Here is a 20,067-nt window from a genome sequence, read left to right as displayed (position 1 = left end):
ACAACCGGGCGGGGCGACGGTGACCGCCCTCGCTCGCGGCGAGAACCGGCCCGCGCCCGCCGACCGGATGACGGTCACCGTCACCTGCTCGGCCGGAGTCGATGTCTCCGCGCTGCTGCTCGGCGCGGACGGCCGCGTCCGGACCGACGCCGACTTCGTGTTCTTCAACCAGCCGGTCGGTCCCGGCGTCACCTACCGGCACGGCAGCGGCCGCGGCGACATGGTCGACGTGCAGACCAGCGCGCTGCCCGCGGATGTGGACAAGGTCGTGGTCACCGCCAGCCTCGACGGCAGCGGACCACCGACCTTCGCCGCCGCGGGCACGCTGCTCGCGACGATCGGATCCGATTCGGGGGCACTGACTTTCCCGATGGCCGGGCTCACCACCGAAACCGCCGTGGTGTGCGTGGAGATCTACCGCCGCGGCGGCGCCTGGAAGGTCCGCGCGGTCGGGCAGGGTTACGACAACGGGCTGGCCGGTATCGCCACGGCATTCGGCGTGAACATCGACGACGAGCCCGCCGCGCCGGCACCACCCCCGAATCCGCCTGTTGCCCCGCCGGTTCCGGCGCCGAACTACCCGCCGCCCACGCCGAACTACCCGCCCGCGCCGAACTACCCGCCCCCGTCGGCGTATCAACCAGCCCCCGCTTACTCAGCGCCCGCACCTCAGCAAGGAGCACTGCCGATGCAGAGCGATCTGTTCAACCCCAGCCACGCCGAAGTCAACGGCGTCGGCATCCAGAAGCAGGGCGGCAAGATGGTCAAGGTCGCCGTCAACGGCGAGGTCATGGCCAGGGCCGGTTCGATGGTCGCCTACCAGGGCGACATGCAGTTCAAGGCGCTCGGTTCCGGCGGCATCGGCCGCGCGATCACCCAGCGGCTCACCGGCGAGGGCGTGCCGCTGATGAACGTCTCCGGCCGCGGCGACCTGTTCCTCGCCGACAGCGCCGCCGACGTGCACCTCATCGACCTCGACGGCAGCGACGGCCTCACCATCAACGGTTCCAACGTGCTCGCGTTCGATACCAGCCTGTCCTACCGGGTCGCCCGGGTGCAGGGCGCGGCCGGGGTCGCCAGCAATGCCGGATTGTTCAACTGCGTGTTCACCGGGCGCGGCCGGATCGCCATTACCACGCACGGCTCGCCGGTGGTGTTGCAGGTCGATCAGCCGACCTACGCCGACCCGCAGGCCGCGGTGGCCTGGTCGTCGAGCCTGCAAACCGGGATCAAGCGCAACGACTCCTTCGGCCTCGGCCGGCTCATCGGCCGCAGCACCGGCGAGGGTCTCACGCTGGCCTTTTCCGGGCGCGGCTTCGTCATCGTGCAGCCCTCGGAGTTGCCGCCCGGCGGACTCATCGGCGGCACCGGCGGCGGCCAGCAGGCCGGGCAGAGCGGCGGCGCGCTGGGCGGCCTTTTCGGTTGAGGCAACTGTTCGGATTGTGAAACATCTGCGCGCCGCGATTGACCCGGCGCGCAAGGTCCGCGATGATCGCTACCACCTCGGATCCTCCAGTTTCTTGCGACGAGGTACTCCTATCACTCTGGCATTTCGGCACGCAGCGTGGCGGCAAGGCGAAGAGAGGCCTGAAATTTGATGAGCAGCAAGCGTTTTAGAAATTGGTCGGCAAGGTTCGCGGTACTCGCCGGAGTCGCGACCGCCGGATTCGCAATGACGGCAACCGCACAGGCCGAACCGCTATGGCCCGGCGGACCGGACATTCCCGGCGTGCCCGCGATCATTCAGCCGCCGCCGCCCGCGCCGGTGTACGCACCGTGCACCGCGCCGAAGACGCGCGCCTGCATGCGGCTGTCGACCAAGGAAATGTGGCTGATGGAGGACGGCAAGACCGTCTACGGCCCGAAGCCGATCGAGATCGGCAGGCCGGGATACGAATCGCATGTCGGTGTCTTCGACGTCGACTTCAAGCGTGAACATTTCTGGAGCACAATGCACAATGCGCCGATGGAATGGGCCGTCTTCTTCGACGGCGATATCGCCACGCACATCGGCCCGCTGGATTCGAACTCGCACGGCTGCATTCGGATGAACCCCGATGCCGCCGAGGCCACGTATCGCCATCTCGAGCCGGGCGACATCGTGGAAGTCGTGGAATGAACGCCTGACTCCGCATTTATCGCATAAACGGGATGCCCACTCGGGCATCCCGTTTTTGTTTGCCCGCGTCCCGCGGGCCACACCGATCCGGTCAGCGAACCGGAAGGTTCCGGCGAGGGCGACCGGCTCCGCAGAATTGCCGCCAGGGCTGCTGAGGTAGCCGTGGGCGACGGAGGGTAGCGGGATGCCAGACGACTTCGGGCAGGGCAAGCAGGGTGCGGAACGGACCGATGCGGGCCAACCGGGTGGCGGCGGACCGACGGCGCCGGCGATCGCCCTGCCGAAGGGGGGCGGGGCGATCAAGGGGATCGGGGAGAAGTTCGCCGCGAATCCGGTGACCGGGACCGGGTCGTTGACCGTGCCGATCAGTGTCAGTCCCGGCCGGGGCGGGTTCGGGCCGCAGTTGGCGTTGGCGTACGACTCGGGGGCGGGCAATGGGCCGTTCGGGTTGGGGTGGAGTCTGGGGCTACCGGCGATCACCCGCAAGACCGACAAGGGGTTGCCGAAGTATGACGACGCCGGTGAGTCGGATGTGTTCATCCTGTCCGGAGCGGAAGATCTGGCGCCGGTTCTGGTTGAACAGCAGGGGAATTGGGTTCGCGAAGCACTTCCCGTTCGCACTGTCGGCGGCGTCGGCTATCGCGTTCAGCGGTACCGGCCGCGTGTCGAGGGGCTGTTCGCGCGGATCGAGCGGTGGACGAACCTCACTGACGCACAGGACATCAGCTGGCGGTCCATCTCCCGGGACAACGTCACGACCTGGTACGGGCGCGACGCCCGGTCCCGCATCGCCGATCCCGCGAACCCGGAGCACATCTTCAGCTGGTTGATCTGCCTCAGTTACGACGACAAAGGCAACGTCGTCAGCTACGAGTACAAGGCGGAGAACGCGGAGCTGGTCGACGGCCAGGCCAACGAACTCCAGCGCGAACGCCGGGCCAACCGTTACCCGAAGCGAATTCGCTACGGAAACCACACGCCCTACTTCCCTACCCTCGATCCGGTAGCCGCGTGGCCCGCGGCACCCGCCGACGATCAGTGGTATTTCGAGGTCGTCTTCGATTACGGCGAACACGATCTCGCGCGTCCGCTGCCCGCGGATGGTCCGGGCTGGGGTAATCGACCGGACCCGTTCTCGTCCTACCGTTCCGGCTTCGAGGTGCGTACGCATCGACTGTGCCGGCGCGCCTTGATGTTTCACCACTTTCCGGCGGAGGCCGGGGTCGGCGCGGACTGCCTCGTCCGTTCCACCGACTTCGGCTACGCCCACGACCTCGACCCGGCGAACGAGCGCAATCCGATCCACGCCGAACTCACCTCGGTCACCCAGCGCGGATACCGGCGGACAGACGGCGGATACCGAAGCAGGCCGTTGCCACCCGTCGAATTCGGCTACAGCCAGGCGCAGATCCAGGGCGAGGTCCGCGAGCTCGACCGAGATAGCCTGGCCGGCTTGCCGATCGGTGTGGACGGAACCGGATATCAGTGGGTGGACCTCGACGGTGATGGTGTCGCCGGCATCCTCACCGAGCAGGACGGCGCCTGGTTCTACAAGCGCAATCTCAGTCCTGCCAACGTAGTTGGTCACGGCTCCGTCCGCCTCGGCGCACCCGAGCAGGTTGCGCTGGCACCCGCCGCCTCGTTGGCGGCCGGCGCTCGATTCGTCGATCTGGCGGGCGACGGGCAACCCGACGTGGTCCGCTTCGACGGACCTGATCCAGGGTTCTACGAACGTGACGACTCCAGCTGGTCGCCGTTCGAACCCTTCGGCCAACTGCCGAATCATGATTGGCGCGACCCGAACCTGCGCTTCATCGATCTGGACGGTGACGGCCTCATCGATGTGCTGATCTCCGAACAGGATGCCTTCCTCTGGTATCCGTCGCTCGGCGAGCAGGGCTTCGGCCCACAACAGCAGGTCGCCACCGGGACCGACGAAAACCGCGGCCCGGCAATCATTTTCGCCGACAGCGAGCAGACCGTTCAGCTGGCCGACCTGAGCGGCGACGGCCTCACCGACCTGGTCCGGATCCGCAACGGCGAGGTCTGCTACTGGCCGAACCTCGGCTACGGGCACTTCGGCCGGAAGATCACCATGGACCACGCGCCGTGGTTCGACCACCCCGATCAGTTCGACAGCCGGCGTGTCCTGATCGCCGACATCGATGGTTCCGGCACCACCGACATCATCTATCTGCACGCCGACGGAGTCCGCGTCTACCTCAACCACTCCGGCAACAGTTGGGGAAATCCGGTGGCCCTGCCGGTCTTTCCGCCGGTGGCCGAACCGATTCGAGTACAGGCGCTCGACCTGCTCGGCAACGGCACCGCCTGCCTGGTGTGGTCCTCACCCCTCGCCGGCGACGCCCACTCGCCGCTGCGCTACCTAGACCTGATGGGCGGCCAGAAGCCGCACCTGCTCGTCACGGTCAGGAACAACCTCGGCGCCGAAACCGAGATCGGTTACACCCCCTCGACCACGTTCTACCTCGCCGACAAACTGGCCGGAAAACCCTGGGCGACAAAGCTTCCCTTCCCGGTCCACGTCGTCGACCACGTCACCGTCCGAGACCGCTGGCGCAACACCACCTTCACCAGCACCTACAGCTACCACCACGGCTATTTCGACGGCCCCGAACGGGAGTTCCGCGGTTTCGGCCGCGTCGAGCAGATCGATACCGAGGACTACGGGACGTTCGGCGACGCGAACACCCACAGCCCGTACATCACTCAGGATCATCGGCTGCACCAGCCGCCGGTCAAGACGGTCACCTGGTTTCACACCGGTGCTCCCGCGGCCGCGCACCGGTTCGATCGTGAATACTTCCCCCGCTGGTTCGAAGATCTCCAGCCCGGCACCCAGGTGCTCGGCAACTTCCACGAGCGTGCGTTCCCGGAGGTGGATCTCGACGCGCTCGACCTCACCGCCGATGAACGGCGAGAGGCGCTGCGCGCGTGCCGGGGAACGCAACTACGCCAGGAGATTTATGAGCTGGACGCGGCGTCCCTGGCGACCGGTGACCAGCGACCGATCCGGCTCTTCTCCGCAACCGCACACGGCTGGCGCGTCCGATTGGTACAGCCACGAAAGGATAACCGGCATGCGGTCTTTCATACGACCGAGACCGAGAAGATCAGTTACCACTACGAACTGGATCTGCACCCGGCGACGCTGACGCCCGATCCGCGGATCAGCCACACACTGAACTTGCGGATCGACGAGTACGGCAATGTGCGGCAAAGCGTCACGGTCGGCTATCCACGCTGGCAGGCCGAGCCCTTGAACGACCCGCTACTGCCGGCCGGGCTCGAGACCCTCGTTGCCGCGGTGCAGGGCGAACTTCACCTCGCGTATGCCGAGACCCGGTACACCAATGACGCCGTCCTCGAACCGGATCACCATCGGCTCCGCATGGTTTGTGCGACAGAAACATACGAACTCACGGGAATCGCTCCCAGCGGGCGGTATTTCGACCTCGACCGGCTGCTTGGGTTCGAGATCAGTGACAACATCCCCGGCGTCGGGATACCGGTCGAGACAATTCCGTATCAGCAGCTGCCGGATCGCATCCATCCGCAGCGCCGTCTGATCGAGCACACCCGAACTCTGTTCTGCACCGAAGCTTTGAACACTCCGCTTCCCTTCGGGACGCTGAATTCCAGAGCCCTGCCTTATGAGACCTACACACTCGCGACCGCGGACGCGCTGCTGGCAACGGTCTTCGGCGACCGGCTGACACCCGATGTGCTTGCCGCGCTGCGCAACCCGTCGACCAGCGGCTATCTGAGCGGCTCCGAGGTAGTCCAGCGCCTGGGCCCGGACACCGCAGGCCAATACTGGCGGCGCGCCGGCATCGCGGGTTACCACCCGGACGCGGCGCAGCACTTCTTTCTGGCGCAGCGCTACACCGATCCCTTCGGCAATGTCACGCTACTCGAATACGACCCGCGCGATCTGTTCCGTCTGTCCAGTACCGATGCGCTCGGCAACCGGACCGAGACACTCGAATTCGACTTCCGCGTGCTGGCGCCGACACACGTCCGCGACATCAACGGCAACCACTCGCGACTGGCGTTCGATGTGCTCGGTATGCCCACGGCGTCGGCGCTCAGCGGGAAGCACGGCGAAGGGGACACGCTCGACGGATTCGACGCCGCGACAACGGATGTCGGCGCATCCACGCTGATCGACTTCTTCGTGACCGATGATTACCACGCCGCAGCGGCGCAGTCGCTGCTCCGCGAGGCGACCGCGCGCCACCTCTACTACTTCGGCGAAACCGTGCGCAACGGGACGGTCGTCTGGGGCACTCATCCCCCGTGCGCAGCCGAGATCGTGCGGGAGCAGCACTACGCCGAGACCCCGAACAGCCCGGTGCAGACGTCGTTCGAGTACTCGGACGGCGCGGGGACCGTGCTCGTCAAGAAGATTCAGGGCGAGCCCGCGGTGCCCGGCGGTCCACTGCGCTGGATCGCCAACGGCAAAACGATCCTGAACAACAAGGGCAAGCCGGTCAAGCAGTACGAGCCGTACTTCAGCCCGCCCGAGGTCGGGCACCGTTACGCGGAGCCGCTCGAAATCGGCGTGACGCCGGTACTTTTCTACGACGCGGTCGGTCGGCAGATCCGCACCGAGGCACCTGACGGCAGTCTCACCAGGGTGGAGTACACCCCGTGGCAGTTCGCCGCCTTCGACGCGAACGACACGGTGCTGGAGCCGGGCAATGCCTGGTACGCACGGATGAGCACGTCCCCGGCGGCTGCGGAGCGGCGCGCCGCCCTACTCGCCGCCGCCCACGCGGATACACCCGCGCGGACTCTGATGGACAGTCTCGCGCGCACGGTGCTCACGATCGTCCACAATCGCACCGACGGCGTCGACGAAAAGCAGGTCACCTTCACCAAACTCGACGCGGAGGGCAAGCCGCTGTGGATTCAAGACGCGCGCGGAAACCGGGTGATGCAGCATGTGGTACCGCCGCTGCCCGATGGTGTGCACCCGTTCGATGACGCCCAGAACATCGCCCCGCAGGGTTTCACGCCCGGCTATGACATCGGCGGAACCGAGCTGTTCCGGCACGCCATGGACGCGGGAAATCGCTGGACGCTCGGCGACGCCGCGGCGAAGCCGGCCTTCGCCTGGAACAGCCGCGGCTTCCGTACTCGGATGACCTATGACGAATTGCACCGTCCGGTCGCCACCTTCGTTACGGCCGTGGGCGATTCAACGCTCAGCGGCGCACCCCGCGACCCGGCCGTGCGCGCCGCCGAGGTGCTCGTAGAGCGGCGGATCTACGGCGAGACGCATCCGAGCGGCGAGAACAACTTGCGCGGCAAGCCTTTTCGCGTCTATGACAGTGCCGGTGCCGCCACCAGTGCGCAGTACGATTTCAAGGGCAACCTACTCACCAGCGACCGCCGCTTCACTCGCGACTACACCACCGTCGCGGACTGGTCGGTCCTCGCCGGCCTGACCGACATCGATCAAATCGCCACGGCCGCAGCACCACTGCTCGCCGCAGAACCGGCGCTCACCAGCCGCACCGAATACGACGCACTCAACCGCCCCAGAGCGGTCACCGCGCCCGACGCGAGCGTCTACCACGCGATGTTCAACGAGGCAGGCCTGATCGAACGCGTCGAGGTCACGCTGCCCGGTAGCGCGGCAGCTACCTCCTTCGTGACGAACATCGACTACAACGCCAAGGGGCAGCGGACCGGGATCGACTACGGCAATGGTGCGGCCACCCGTTACGGCTACGACCCGTTCACCTTCCGGCTCACCACATTGCGTACGACCCGGCCTGCCGATCCGGACACCACCGCATCCAGGCTGTTCGCCAACGCGACCGTGGTTCAGGATCTGCGCTACACCTATGATCCGTCCGGCAATATCACCCGTATCGAGGACGCCGCACTCGCGACGACCGTACAGGCCGGAGCCACTTGCGATTACCTGTACGACGCCCGGTATCAGCTGATCGCGGCCAGCGGCCGGGAACACAGCGGCCAGACCGATTTCCTGCTGAGCCCGAACGACAACGGCCGCCGCGACTACCCCTTCGCCGGCGCCCGCGTGCACGCCAACGATCTGCAAGGGTTGCGCGATTACGTCGAACGCTACCGCTACGACGCGGTCGGCAACATCCTGCGGCTGGCCCACCATGCCGGCAGCAATGTCGATCAGCCCGGCACGACGCTGTGGCAGCGCAACTATCAGTACGCGCTCGATAGCAACCGGCTGCTGGCGACCAGCCTTCCCGGCGACCCGGACGACCTACCGAATTATGTTGCGACAGGCGGCTACTCCGCCAAGTACGGGTACGACGTGCGCGGGAACATCGCAAGCCTGTCGCACCTGCCGCTGATGCGCTGGGACTACCGCGATCAACTCGGCGCCACCGCACAGCAGGTCGTCAACGGCGGTACTGCCGAAACCACCTACCACCTCTACGATTCCAACGGCGAGCGGATCCGCAAGGTCACCGAGAACCGCAACGGCACGCCCAAGAGCGAACGTATCTACCTGGGCGGCTTCGAGATCTACCGCGAGCACACGGGTGGCACCGTTTCGCTCGAACGGCGTTGCTTGCATGTCATGGACGACCATCAGCGGATTGCTCTGATCGAAACCGATTCCGGCGCATCAACTTCCGCACGGATCCGCTACCAGCTGGGCAATAACCTCGGTTCGGCGAGCGTCGAGCTCGACCAGAACGGCGCGCTGATCGCCTACGAGGACTATCACCCCTATGGCACCACGGCGTTCCAAGCCGGACGCAGTGCCGCCGAGGTAGGCCTGAAACGGTATCGCTACACCGGTAAAGAGCGTGACGACGAGACCGGGTTCGGCTACCACAGCGCCCGCTATCTGCTGCCGTGGCTCGGGCGCTGGCTGAGCACGGATCCGGCGGGATTGGCGGACGGGACGAATGTCTATGCGTACGGCCGGAACTGCCCGACCGCGAACGTGGACAGCCAGGGCACGCAATCGACTCCCACCGGCATCGAGGGTGTGCGTCAGGAGATCAAGGACATCCTGTCGTCATACAGCCGCCAGCGACCGACCAGCGGAACCGAAACCGGCGACTACGCGATCGATGTGAAACAGACTGTCGTCACCGGCGACACTCCGGAGGGGCCACCGCGGACCTCCGCGCCCGCGTCGGGGCCACCGGCCGTACCGGATTTCGATGGTGGTCCGCGCGCCTATACCGATCAGCGAGAAAAACTTCAGCACGGCAACGCCAAAGACCGAGTGCACGCCACCTTGCTCACCCCGCTGGCGGTCGGCGAGGCGGCATTGCGGAATACCCTGAACGCACTGCCGACCGCGGGCCGCTATGCCGAACGATGGATCTGGTACGACATGCACGGCCAAGCCGGAAAGGGGCTCGGCGAGCTGGCGAAAGGTGTCGGCATAACGGTGCTGTTGATACTCGACGTGCGAGCACTCGCCGGCCTCGCGGAATCGGCGGTCAAGGGCGCGGCGCGGAACACGTTGACCGACGTCGCCAAGGACGAGGTCGGGGCACTGAAGGTCGGATACGACAAGAAGGAAATACGGCGCGCCGCCGAAATCATCGACGAGGTCAACAAGACCGAGGGTGTCTACAAGGCCGCCGCGACCCAGGAAGAAGTCCGGTCTTTCCTCGAATTCAAGGAGGCCTACAACAATGCGCGACGCGAGCTCAAAAAGTTCGGAGCTCCGTTCGAAGGCTTCGAGAAGCAGGCGATCAAGGACGTGAACATAGGCATGCTGCGCGGCACCCGCGCCAAGGACTTCGCGGCAGCGAACAAGGCCGCGGGCATCGCGGAAACCCCCAAGGGCTGGACCTGGCACCATCACCCGGACTACGGGCGAATGGTTCTGGTTCCCACCTGGATCCATGATCTGTATCCGCATTGGGGCGGTGTCTCCATCTACAACGCGGTGTCCAAGGTGCCGTATCCGCGATGACGAGCCGCGCGCCTGCATCGGAAACAACCGGTTGCCGGTCATCCTGTGACCAGTAATCCGGGTACGCCCCGGCCATACGCGAGGAAGCGAGTCGATCGTGCGAGTGGTAGCCGAGGTTCTGGTCGGGTTGGTGGCGGCGGTGCACGTCTACATCGTGGTGATGGAGATGTTCCTGTGGACGACGCCGCGGGTGCGGGCGGCGTTCGGCAGCACGGCCGAATTCGCCGAGCAGACCAAGGTGCTGGCGGCGAATCAGGGGCTGTACAACGGGTTTCTGGCGGCCGGGCTGATCTGGGGGATCATTGCGTCGGATCCGGTCGGGTTCGCCGCGATGGTCTTCTTCACGGCCTGCGTCGTGGTCGCGGGGCTCTACGGGGCGGCCACGGCCAGCCGCCGCATCCTCTTCGTGCAGGCGTTGCCGGGTGCGGTAGCGCTGATCGCGGTACTGGTGGCCGGCCACCAGTAGCCGGGTTACGGGACGCTCAGGTCCGTGCAACCAGGCGTCGGGTCGACGACCAGACATCCGGCCGGGGGGCGGGTGGGCCGGTAGTCGGCCGCGACTCCGCCGGCCGCGATGGTCTCGGTGTAGGTGGCTACCGCCTTGGTGGCGTGGCGTTCCAGGCTGGGATCGTCGCGCACGTTGACCGTGTAGAGGCCGAATCGTGGGCTGTAGCTGCCCCATTCGTAGTTGTCGGTGATGCTCCAGTAGTTGTAGCCGATGATGTTCATGCCGTCGGCCTTGGCGCGCTGCAACCAGTAGACGGTGTCGCGCAGGTGGTCACTGCGGTTGTAGTTCCCGGTTCCCGGCACATTGTCGTCGTCGGACCCGGCATTCTCGGTGGGCATGCCGTTCTCCACGACGAAGAGCGGCTTCCCCGGCGCCATGCGCGAATAGCGTTGCAGCGCATAGTAGATGCCCTCGGTCCGGATCGGCAGATTCCACATGCCCGGTGCGCCGACGGCCGCGATGGACCGGACGGTGGCGGGCGGCATCGACATCGGCGGTTCGAAGGCGAAGTAGTAGTCGACGCCGATGTAGTCGAGCCGGTCCCGGATCTTGCCGAACAGCGGGCCGTTCACCTGATCATCGATGCCGGCGACGTAGCCGATATTGCTGGTCACCTGGGCATCCGGCCGCTTCTGGTGGATGTAGTCGTAGATCCGGTTGTGCGCGTCGGCGATCTTGTCTTCCATCCGCGCCTGATCGGTCGCGTTGTTGCGCACCTCGTGCATGATGTAGGCGACCGGCTCGTTGATGGTGACCCACAACGGATTCCGCGCGGCGTACCGGTCGACCACCTTGCGCATGTTGGTCAGCCAGGCCTCCACCATCTCCGGGTTGTCCCACCCGGTATCCGGTGTGTCCGAATGCTTCCCATGGAACGCGCCGTCGTAGGCCCAGCCCGGGTACACCCAGTGGTCGAGGGTGAGCATCGGCCGCATGCCCGCGCTGATGATCTTGGCGATCACCTTGTCGTAGAAGCGGAATCCGTCCGCGTCCCACTCCAGCCGGCTCGCGGGCTGCAGCCGCGCCCATTCGATACCGATCCGGAACACCTTGACCCCCAGCGACTTCGCCAGGTCGATGTCGCTGGCATACCGGTCGTAGAAGTCGATCGAGCCCTGGTACTTGTCGAACTCCGGATGGTGCTCGATATAGCGCACCCAATTGCTGTCCGGCGCATCGTTGTCCGGTGAGACCCGGTTGCGGGAACCCGAGTTGATCGAGCCAAGGTCGGGCGTGGCATCGACCGGCGCGTGCCCCTCCGACTGAAAACCGGACGCCGCCACACCCCACAGGAATCCCGGCCCCAGCGTGCCGCCCGCCGCCGGCGGCGGTGGAGCGGCAACACTCACACCGGGCACCAGCAGCGCGGCCATCGAAACCGCGAGGGCTCCCGCGGCACGCCGACTCCATGTGCGCATAAACCGAGAACTTAACCGACTAATTGCCGAACCCTCGGTAACCTCGGTCCTCCCGGCGAGTGCGCGGCCTGGCGCGGGCACATTCCCTCCCTGGTCAGTTGACGGACAGGCGGTGGGCGATGCGGGCGATCGGGGCGACCGGCGGGGCACCGTAGGCGCCGTTGCTGGCGCTGCCCGCGGCCTCCTCGGCGGCTGCGGCCGCGTCGGCGATCGCGATGTCGTCGGGCGCGAAGGCGGCGGCCTTGGCGGCGACGAGCGCGGTTGCCGCCGCGTCCTGGACGGTGATCGCCGTGTCCGCGGTGGCCACGGTGTAGAAGGTGGCCTTGATGGCGTGGTTGGCGGCGACATAAGCGTGCCACGCGGCGTCGCGGGTGGTGTTCGCGGCGGCGACCGCACGCGCGGCGCCGTGGGCGCGCGCGACGTGGTCGACCGCCTTCTCCCGGTTCACCGCGCGCCTGGCGGCGGCGCTGGCCCGGCTCGCCGCGCTGCTCGCCCTGGCGCGCGCCTGGGCGAGCAGTTCCGTGGATGCGTCGAGTTCCAGCAGCGCGGTGTTGCGAGCACCGCCCGGTAGCAGCGGAATAACCTTGCCTACCAACGGAATCCACCCATTCGTTCGAGCCGCTCCCCGTCGTCGTCGGCATCGAGCCAGTCCGCCCCGGCGGTCCCGGGTCCACCGTCGGTCTTCCAGAACGCGAGGGAATCCGTTCCGGCGCAATAGATCACTACCGCCAGCACGGCCAGAGCGGCCAGTTCCTTCGACAGACGCGACACAGCGAACCTCCTCGATCATCGATCGTGTACCGGAGAAATCCGGCGGATGCGGTTACACAGGATGCGGGGGCGCGCACCTCCGTTCGCCCGAATGCGATTCGGAACCAACGGAAATGCGCGCGTGCCGCCTAGCCCAAGATGCCGAAGGTAAGAATCCCGACGAGGTTCTCCGTTACCGCGAGCACACTGTTCACTAGACCGAAGAGACCACTCAACATGACTTGCTCCTGTGATACGCCATTGACGGATCGGTGCCATTTGTCGAACGTGAGCACGAGCTGGATCGCCGAGGAAGGCTAGCGCACCTGTCCCCAAAAGGACAAAACACCTGCGCCAGGCCATTGTTCGGCCCGCCGGCCGCGCCGACTCGGACATTGTCCCAGCTCACAGCCCCATTAAAACTAGTTCGAAATTTCTTCCATCCGAACGTACCCGGGTTACGAAGACACTATCGACGCCTGCCCCTGACGGTTCCCGGCATGGTCAGCGTTGGACACCCACCCGGGTGTTCCAGCCGTCCGGAGTTTTCGCCGCGCAGCACCACCGACATTTCAGACTCGGCGTCGGATCAACCGCACGAAGACTGACCAGACGGCTCGAAACCAGATGAAAACGAAAGGGAGAACATGATTGCACCGCTCCTGACCGCCGTTGTCACCGCCCTCACCTCGGGACTCACCAGCGTCGTTACCGCGCTGCTCGGCGGCTGATTCGACACGGTCCGGGGTGGCGGCGAAGCCCACCCCGGACCGGCGTACGCCGGAGACTTTCCCGACCAGAACCAGCCTCAGGCCATGCGAATCAATGTGAAGGTGGGCACGTTGCGTCGAATGCTGTTCTCCAGAACAGGTATTCGGAAACTAGGAACACTCGTCGCAGGTACGGCCTTCGCCATGAACGCGGGTGTCGGCATGGGCGCGGCAGCACCCGCCACCGGTCAATCAGCGCGCTGCCCGGCGCTTTACGCCATCGGTGTCCCCGGAACCGGTGAATCCGCCCCCGACGCCGACCCGTCCGTCGACCACGGCATGCTGTCGGCGATCTTCGGGCCCATGCTGGCCGCCGAACCGAGCCGGACCGACCGCGCCTACGTCCCGTACGAGGCGGGCTTCGGCGGTGCCGTGCCCGGTGGCGCGGTGCCGTATTCGACCTCGGTGACCGGTGGCTTGCAGCAGTTGCGCGCGATGGCCCAGTCCGTCCTGGACCGCTGCGAGAACACGCGTTTGGCGTTCGTCGGATACTCCCAGGGCGCACACATCGCCTCGCTGTTCGCCCAGGAGATCGGGCGTGGCGAGTCCAGCGTTCCCGCCGACCGGGTGGCCGGGGTCGCCCTGCTCGCCGACCCCACCCGATACCCCGGCGCGTCGCTGTTCCCCGGCGCCGCAGGCAAACTCGTTCCCGACCCGCCGCCGGGCACCACCGCCGAAGGGCTCGCCGGACTACAGGCCCAGCCCGCGTCCGCGCCCGGCGGTGGCATCGGTCCCCTGCGCGATCTCGCCCCCGACTTCGGCACGCTCACCGGTCGCGTCGCGTCGTTCTGCATCGACGGCGACCTAGCCTGCGATTCCCCGACGAACGCACCGATCCTGCACATGATCACCAACATCGCCGGCCAGGCCCTGCTCCCGCTCGACGACCCGCTGACCGCGCTGTCCTCGATCACCGACGCGCTGGCCGCCACCGTCAACAAGACCACCACCGATGTCATCGACAAGGACCTGCACGGCCTCTCCCCCGGCAGCCTCGTCCTGTCCAGAGAAAAGTCACTCAGCCAGCGCCTGGCCGAAGCCTCCGATCCCCGAACGCTGATCGACGACCCGACCGCGCAGTCGGCGATGCTGCGCCTGGCCACCATCACGCTCAACACCCTGACCAGCATTGTCGGCGTAGTCCTGAGCCCGGAGGAGGTCTGCCAGATCGGGACCCTCGGCGCGCAGGATCCGCTCGCCGGCCTGGCCACCCTGGCCGCCAAGATGTTCGCCTCGATGCCGCGCCGCTCCGCCGCGCCACGGTTCACCCAGGTCCTTACCCAGGCGTTCGATGCGATCGGGGATCTGGTCAGCGACAACGTCGAACTCGTCGACAGCGGGGTCTGGGCCAAGTATCAGGACGCGGTGACCCGGCACGGGGCCTACGCGGTCACCACGGTCGCGGCCGGACGGCCCTCGGTGCAGTTCATCGCGGAATGGTTCACCGCACTCTCGCGGGCGCTCCCCGCCCCCGCCGAGGCGAAACCGGTTGTCGCCCAGGCGCCGGACAGCGTGCTGGCGTCCATGCCTGGACATGAAGCCCAGGCACCTGCCGCCAGTGGGGGCGCCAAAGCGCCTCCGGCACAGCGCACTTCGCCGAAGACCAAGGACTTCACGACCGAGGCCGATGCCCGGGTGGACCCGGCCCGTGGTCGGATCCGGCCGGAATCCGCTGCGGCGAAGGCCGAGCGACTCGAAGCCGCTCGTCAGATCATCTGGGCGTTGCTGCTGTCGGAAACTGCCGGGTTGCTCTATATCGAGCGTCGACGGATTCTCCGAACAGATTCGGACAGAGACTTTCTCGGCTGATTCGGCCGCAGGCAGGTCCCGTCGCTGAGCGGTGCGCGGACCTGCCTGCTACCGTTCGAATCAATACAGCGAGCAGATCACTGGATCGGCTTGGCCTTGGGTGTGCTTTCCGCGCCGGGACGCGGTCCGAGGAAAAGATCGAGCCACTCGTCCGAGGTCTTGCCGAGCGGCCCCATTTCCGCGCCACCGTGCGGCGGACGAAGGAAATCGCGCAATGCGGAATTGAGCGCGGCGGCGGCTTCCTTGTCGGCGGCGGTCGGCTCCTTGGGAGCCGCGTCCGCGCTCTTCTCCTTCTTGCCCTTCTTGTCGCCCTTCGGCGTGACGATGCCGAACAGGTCGGCGTCCTGCGCGTCCACCCCGGCGGCATCCGCCTGCTGCGACGGCGCCGTTTCGCTGGGCGAGGACGGTGCGGCGCCTGCGGTGCCCGCGGCAACGGCGAGTGTCGCCGCGACGGCGAGCAGACCGGTCACCGCGACGGTCGCGGTTTTGTGAAACATAAGTAACCCCTTGTCGTATCGAAGGCGGTACATGCGGCCGACGACCTGACAGAGACGTGTCGGCACTACGGCATATTCGGATCCGCGGCGGGTCTGGATCGGAGAATTCGGCGCGAATTTTCGCTACGACCGATGAATTGCCTGACTACGCGGGGCGACGGGCGAATATATCCCCCGGCGAATACACGAACGATGAGGCCCGGGGATCTCCCGGACCTCATCGGACTGTGTACAGCGATAGTGAGCCGCAGGGGCGACCACGACTCACTCTGCGGAGCTGCCCCGAATCTCTCGGGACTCCACCAGATTACCTATCCGACGGCTATCCCGTGGCGATTCCGGATGGAATGATCTGCCGACTTCAGAGACCCGCATAAACGCAATCTTGCATTCCGCAAAAAGTGACACGCCGGTGTGCAGAATTCGCGGCGCACGTCGGTAACAACACGCCCGCCGATCCCGAATCACGGTTACCTCGCCGCGTTTCCGCGAGGCGGCACGAATGAGGACGGTCGGCGATGACAGGTAGTTCTGGTTCGAAAAAGGCACGGCGCGCCACCTGGGCGGTGGCGATAGCGCTGGCGGTGATCGCACCGCTGGTCTCGACCCCGCCCCGGGCGAGCGCAGAGGCGGTGGTCGATCACATCACCAAGCGCACCGACCGGTGGGAGGAGGTGTACGTGCGGTCACCGGCGATGGGCCGCGTCGTCCAGCTCGACGTCCTGCTTCCCGCGAATCAGGCCGCCCCACATCCCACCCTCTACCTACTCGACGGCAACGGGTCGACCGAAACCCAGACGCTGAGCACCTGGACCATGCGCACCGACATCGTGAACTTCTTCTCCGACAAGGAAACCAACGTCGTGATGCCGGTCGGTGGCGGCGGAACCTTCTACACCGACTGGCTCGCGGACGACCGCAAGCTCGGACACAACAGGTGGGAAACCTTTCTGACCCAGGAACTTCCACCGTTGATCGATAACCTCCTGCACGGCAACGGAACCAACGCCATGGCCGGGGTCTCGATGGGCGCGCAGGCCGCGACCACCCTGACCTTCCGCCACCCCACCCTGTATCGCGCCCTCGCGGCCTACAGCGGTTGCCTCTACTCCAGCAACCTCGGCCAGGCCACGGTCCGCACCACGGTGGCGGACAAGGGCGGCAACGCCGACAACATGTGGGGCGGCCTCGCCAACCCCGAATGGCCCGCCCACGACCCGACCCGGCACACCGAAGCACTGCGCGGCAAACCCATCTATCTCTCCACCGGCAGCGGCGTCCTCGGTCCCTACGACCTCGCCTTCGACCCCAGCTACTCCTACCCCGCCGACCTCACCCAGGCGATCGCCATCGAGCAAGTGGTGCACGACTGCACCCTCGTCTTCGACACCGACCTGCGCCTGCACAACATCCCGGCCACCATCCGCTACAACCCGCTCGGCACCCACTCTTGGCCGTATTGGCAAGACGCCCTGCATGATTCGTGGCCGACCCTGCGTGCCGGACTGGGGATCTGAGCGGCGCTAATCCTGGTTCGGGGCGTGGCCGGCGAGGGCGTTGTAGGCGGCGCAGGCGGCGATCAGGGTCTCGCGGGTACCGGCCTGGCGGGCGGGGTCGCTCGCGGTGACGCTGCGCCAGTCGACCCAGGCGGCGGCGAGCCGGTCCACCGCCTTGCCGAGGCCGTCGTGGTCCGGGGCCGCGTCGGCGATGCCGTCCATCAGGTATCGGCGCAGGGTTCGGGCCGCGCGTTCGATACCGGGAGCGTTGACCCGGCGCACGCCGGGCGCGGCCGGTTCGATGGCGGCACGGTGGCGGTGGATCCATTCGTCCACGGCGGCGAGCAGGCAGGCGGCGCGGAGAATCGAGGCGGCCGGATGTCGTTCCGGGACAACGTCATGCATCGCGTCCAGCAGTTCGCGGGCGGTCGGGAGGGCGGCCAGGGCACGCGCTCCGAGGGACGGTTGACCGGCGGGCTCGGGCATTGTTCCGACTCCAATATTCGGCGTTCGGCAAACGAGCTGGTAGAGAAAGGGTCGCAGGCACGGCGGTGGGTTGTCTTGGGCTGACCACCAAGCTCGGCCCCGTAACTTGTTCCGCTGCACAGCCATTCGCCCGGACCGGACCGTGAGTGGCGCGGCGCGGGTCCGGACGACCGGTCACGGAGTGATATCGCAGGCAACCCGCGGCGACTCGACGTCGACCCGGGCCCTGCGGCGTGTCGGCATGTACGGATAGCAATCCGCTCTGGATAATCCGAATGTGGCATCGGTACCGATGAGTCGTAGGTCCGCGCTGGCGCTGGCGGCAGGTTTGCCCCTCGGCCTGCTGGCGGCCCGGCATGCCGCGGCCGCCGGGCTGGCGATGCGGTACACCATGACGGCATTCACGAACGACAGTGAATCCGCCCTGTACGTCTACGAATCCGACGACGCGATCAACTTCCGGCCGCTGGTCGGCCCGGGCCCGCACGGCAGTCCGGCCTATCGGCCGCCCGGCGGACTGCTCCGCGACCCCAGCGTCTTCCGCCACGTCGACGGCGTCTACTACCTCACCTACACCACCGCGTGGGAGGGCCAGACGATCGGCTTCGCGAGCAGCGTCGACCGGATCAACTGGAATCACCTGTACGACTTCCCGATCCAGGTGGACGGCCTGAACGTGACGTCGAGCTGGGCGCCGGAGTGGCTGGTCGACGCGCAGGGCCGGGTCCATGTCATCGTGTCGCTGTCCGACGGCTGCCGGTTCACGCCGCACCTGATGACCACGGCCGACCCGGCGCTCCCGTCGTCGTGGAGCAGGCTCACCCCGCTGACCGGGCTCGGCCCGCCACTCGGCTACCAGGCTCCCGTCGATCGCCCGACCTGCGACCGGTTCGGCTACGGCTACATCGACACCACCATCGTCCCGGTCAACGGCACCTACTACGCGTTCATCAAGAACGAAACCAGCAAATTCATCGAACTCGCCATCGCGCGCGATCCGCTCGGCCCGTATCTGTTCGTCCCGCTCGCGGATCCGAACAACTGGGGCGCCCCACGGGAAGGCCAATGCGTCATCCCCCTGCCCGGCGGCGGTTGGCGAATCTTCTTCGACGACTACGACGAAAACAATCCCAGGTACTTCTACAGCGACAGCCACGACAACTTCCGAAGCTGGACAACCCCGGCGGATTTACCCGAGCTGTCCGGCTTCGTCCGTCATTTCACCGTGCTGCCGGAAATCATTTAGCGTCGGCGGAATTCACCGGCGATAACTCCTCGGTCAACTGGTTCGATCGCCCGGTCGCCGCGTTCAACGTGGGCAGGTAACCGCGGGCGTACCCGTCCTTGTCGGGGTGATACGACTCGACCGGATCGCCGAGGTCGAGCTGGTTGATCCACGGGTCCCGCCCGCAGATTCCGTGCCCGGCGAAGCGGGAGCGCGGGTCGGCGTAGGTGAATCCGGCGGCTTGGGCGCGGGCGGCGATGACCCGGTCGAGCTCGTCGGCACCATGGTTGAGCGAGTCGCGTTTGTGCAGGCTGAAGCTCAGCGGGCAGGTGTCGCGCTCGAAGAGCCGGGGGTAGCCGAGGACGACGACCTTGGCCTTGGGCGCCTTGGCCGTGATGTCCCGGTAGAGACCGTCGAGACGGCCGGGCAGCGTGCGGTTGACGTAGTCGATGCCCTTGTTCACCGCGGCGTCGCAACTGGCGTCACTGGCCGGGAACACGCACGAGCGCAGGATGTCGGAGAAACCGGCGTCGTTGCCGCCGGCGGTGAGGCTGACCAGACCGGTCTTGCCGTTCAGCGCCGCCAGTTGGCCGGTGCGCACGTCCTGCGTCGTCGCGCCACTGCACGCCTTGAAGACAAAGGAACCGACCGTGTGGGATCCCGCCCAGAGGGCGGGATAGGCGGCATCGCTGCGGCGGCAGGAACCGCTGTCGGGCCGGTATTCACCGGTGCCGACGCCCGAGGAATATGAGTCGCCTAGAGCGACATAGTCGATGGGTGCGGGAGCGGGTGCGGCAACGGCGACTGCGGCGGGCAGCAAGCCGGTCACGAATGCGGCAAAGGTCGCCTGCAAAGCACGGGCGCGAATCATGATTTGCTCCAAGGGGAGGTACAGCAGCGGCGCGAAAGTCGGTGAAACACTGCCGTCGAGCAGTATCGGTTACGTGCAGTGCCAGCAACAATGCAACGATACGAACTCTTTCCGCTCGAGCCCGAAACCCGTTGCTCCCCAACGCCTGACATGCGGCA

Annotated in this window: 13 protein-coding genes; 7 read left to right on the top strand and 6 right to left on the bottom strand. The window is 66.5% G+C overall.

The annotated features are described in order from the left end of the window. The first annotated feature begins 19 nt into the window (after positions 1-19). From ACFYO1_RS01295 to ACFYO1_RS01280, 4 genes are all read left to right on the top strand, one after another. Positions 20-1,426 (top strand): AIM24 family protein, encoded by a 1,407-nt coding sequence (locus ACFYO1_RS01295; RefSeq protein WP_387225997.1) that lies wholly within the window; start codon positions 20-22, stop codon positions 1,424-1,426. A gap of 171 nt (positions 1,427-1,597) precedes the next feature. Next, positions 1,598-2,119, top strand: coding sequence for a L,D-transpeptidase (locus tag ACFYO1_RS01290; protein ID WP_387225995.1), 522 nt, complete (start codon positions 1,598-1,600; stop codon positions 2,117-2,119). A 184-nt stretch (positions 2,120-2,303) separates the two neighbouring features. After that, a complete protein-coding gene (locus ACFYO1_RS01285; RefSeq protein ID WP_387225993.1) occupies positions 2,304-10,079 on the top strand; it encodes a SpvB/TcaC N-terminal domain-containing protein in 7,776 nt (2,591 codons plus the stop codon). A 97-nt stretch (positions 10,080-10,176) separates the two neighbouring features. Then, positions 10,177-10,545: a DUF1304 domain-containing protein gene (locus ACFYO1_RS01280; RefSeq protein WP_387225992.1), complete on the top strand. Its 369-nt coding sequence runs from the start codon at positions 10,177-10,179 to the stop codon at positions 10,543-10,545. A gap of 5 nt (positions 10,546-10,550) precedes the next feature. On the opposite strand, the gene ACFYO1_RS01275 is transcribed toward ACFYO1_RS01280, so the two are convergent. From ACFYO1_RS01275 to ACFYO1_RS01265, 3 genes are all read right to left on the bottom strand, one after another. After that, positions 10,551-12,005, bottom strand: a complete 1,455-nt coding sequence (locus ACFYO1_RS01275) for a family 1 glycosylhydrolase (RefSeq protein WP_387225990.1) — start codon at positions 12,003-12,005, stop codon at positions 10,551-10,553. A gap of 94 nt (positions 12,006-12,099) precedes the next feature. After that, positions 12,100-12,600 carry a hypothetical protein gene (locus tag ACFYO1_RS01270; protein ID WP_387225988.1) on the bottom strand — a complete coding sequence of 167 codons (501 nt, stop codon included), beginning with the start codon at positions 12,598-12,600 and terminating at the stop codon, positions 12,100-12,102. After that, positions 12,594-12,776, bottom strand: a complete 183-nt coding sequence (locus ACFYO1_RS01265; protein WP_387225986.1) for a hypothetical protein — start codon at positions 12,774-12,776, stop codon at positions 12,594-12,596. The genes ACFYO1_RS01270 and ACFYO1_RS01265 overlap by 7 nt, the downstream gene beginning before the upstream one ends. Positions 12,777-13,669: 893 nt before the next feature. Here ACFYO1_RS01265 and ACFYO1_RS01260 point away from each other — a divergent pair. Further along, positions 13,670-15,334, top strand: coding sequence for a cutinase family protein (locus ACFYO1_RS01260; RefSeq protein WP_387225985.1), 1,665 nt, complete (start codon positions 13,670-13,672; stop codon positions 15,332-15,334). Between the two features lie 77 nt (positions 15,335-15,411). Here the strand turns inward: ACFYO1_RS01260 and ACFYO1_RS01255 are convergent, their stop codons facing one another. After that, positions 15,412-15,831, bottom strand: a complete 420-nt coding sequence (locus ACFYO1_RS01255; protein ID WP_387225983.1) for a hypothetical protein — start codon at positions 15,829-15,831, stop codon at positions 15,412-15,414. 518 nt (positions 15,832-16,349) lie between these two features. Between ACFYO1_RS01255 and ACFYO1_RS01250 the strand changes: the two genes are divergently transcribed. Further along, positions 16,350-17,348: an alpha/beta hydrolase gene (locus tag ACFYO1_RS01250; protein WP_387225982.1), complete on the top strand. Its 999-nt coding sequence runs from the start codon at positions 16,350-16,352 to the stop codon at positions 17,346-17,348. Between the two features lie 6 nt (positions 17,349-17,354). On the opposite strand, the gene ACFYO1_RS01245 is transcribed toward ACFYO1_RS01250, so the two are convergent. Beyond that, positions 17,355-17,813 carry a hypothetical protein gene (locus tag ACFYO1_RS01245; protein WP_387225980.1) on the bottom strand — a complete coding sequence of 153 codons (459 nt, stop codon included), beginning with the start codon at positions 17,811-17,813 and terminating at the stop codon, positions 17,355-17,357. A gap of 292 nt (positions 17,814-18,105) precedes the next feature. On the opposite strand from ACFYO1_RS01245, the gene ACFYO1_RS01240 reads away from it, so the two are divergent. Further along, the gene (locus ACFYO1_RS01240) at positions 18,106-19,059 is read left to right on the top strand and encodes a glycoside hydrolase (protein WP_387225978.1); all 954 of its coding nucleotides are present in this window, start codon (positions 18,106-18,108) and stop codon (positions 19,057-19,059) included. On the opposite strand, the gene ACFYO1_RS01235 is transcribed toward ACFYO1_RS01240, so the two are convergent. Next, the gene (locus ACFYO1_RS01235) at positions 19,052-19,909 is read right to left on the bottom strand and encodes an SGNH/GDSL hydrolase family protein (protein WP_387225977.1); all 858 of its coding nucleotides are present in this window, start codon (positions 19,907-19,909) and stop codon (positions 19,052-19,054) included. The two genes, ACFYO1_RS01240 and ACFYO1_RS01235, sit on opposite strands and share 8 nt — an antisense overlap. Positions 19,910-20,067: the final 158 nt, after the last annotated feature.

The sequence above is a fragment of the Nocardia sp. NPDC006044 genome (assembly GCF_042871115.1).
GTDB lineage: Bacteria > Actinomycetota > Actinomycetes > Mycobacteriales > Mycobacteriaceae > Nocardia.
This window is presented reverse-complemented; position numbering and strand designations above follow the sequence as displayed.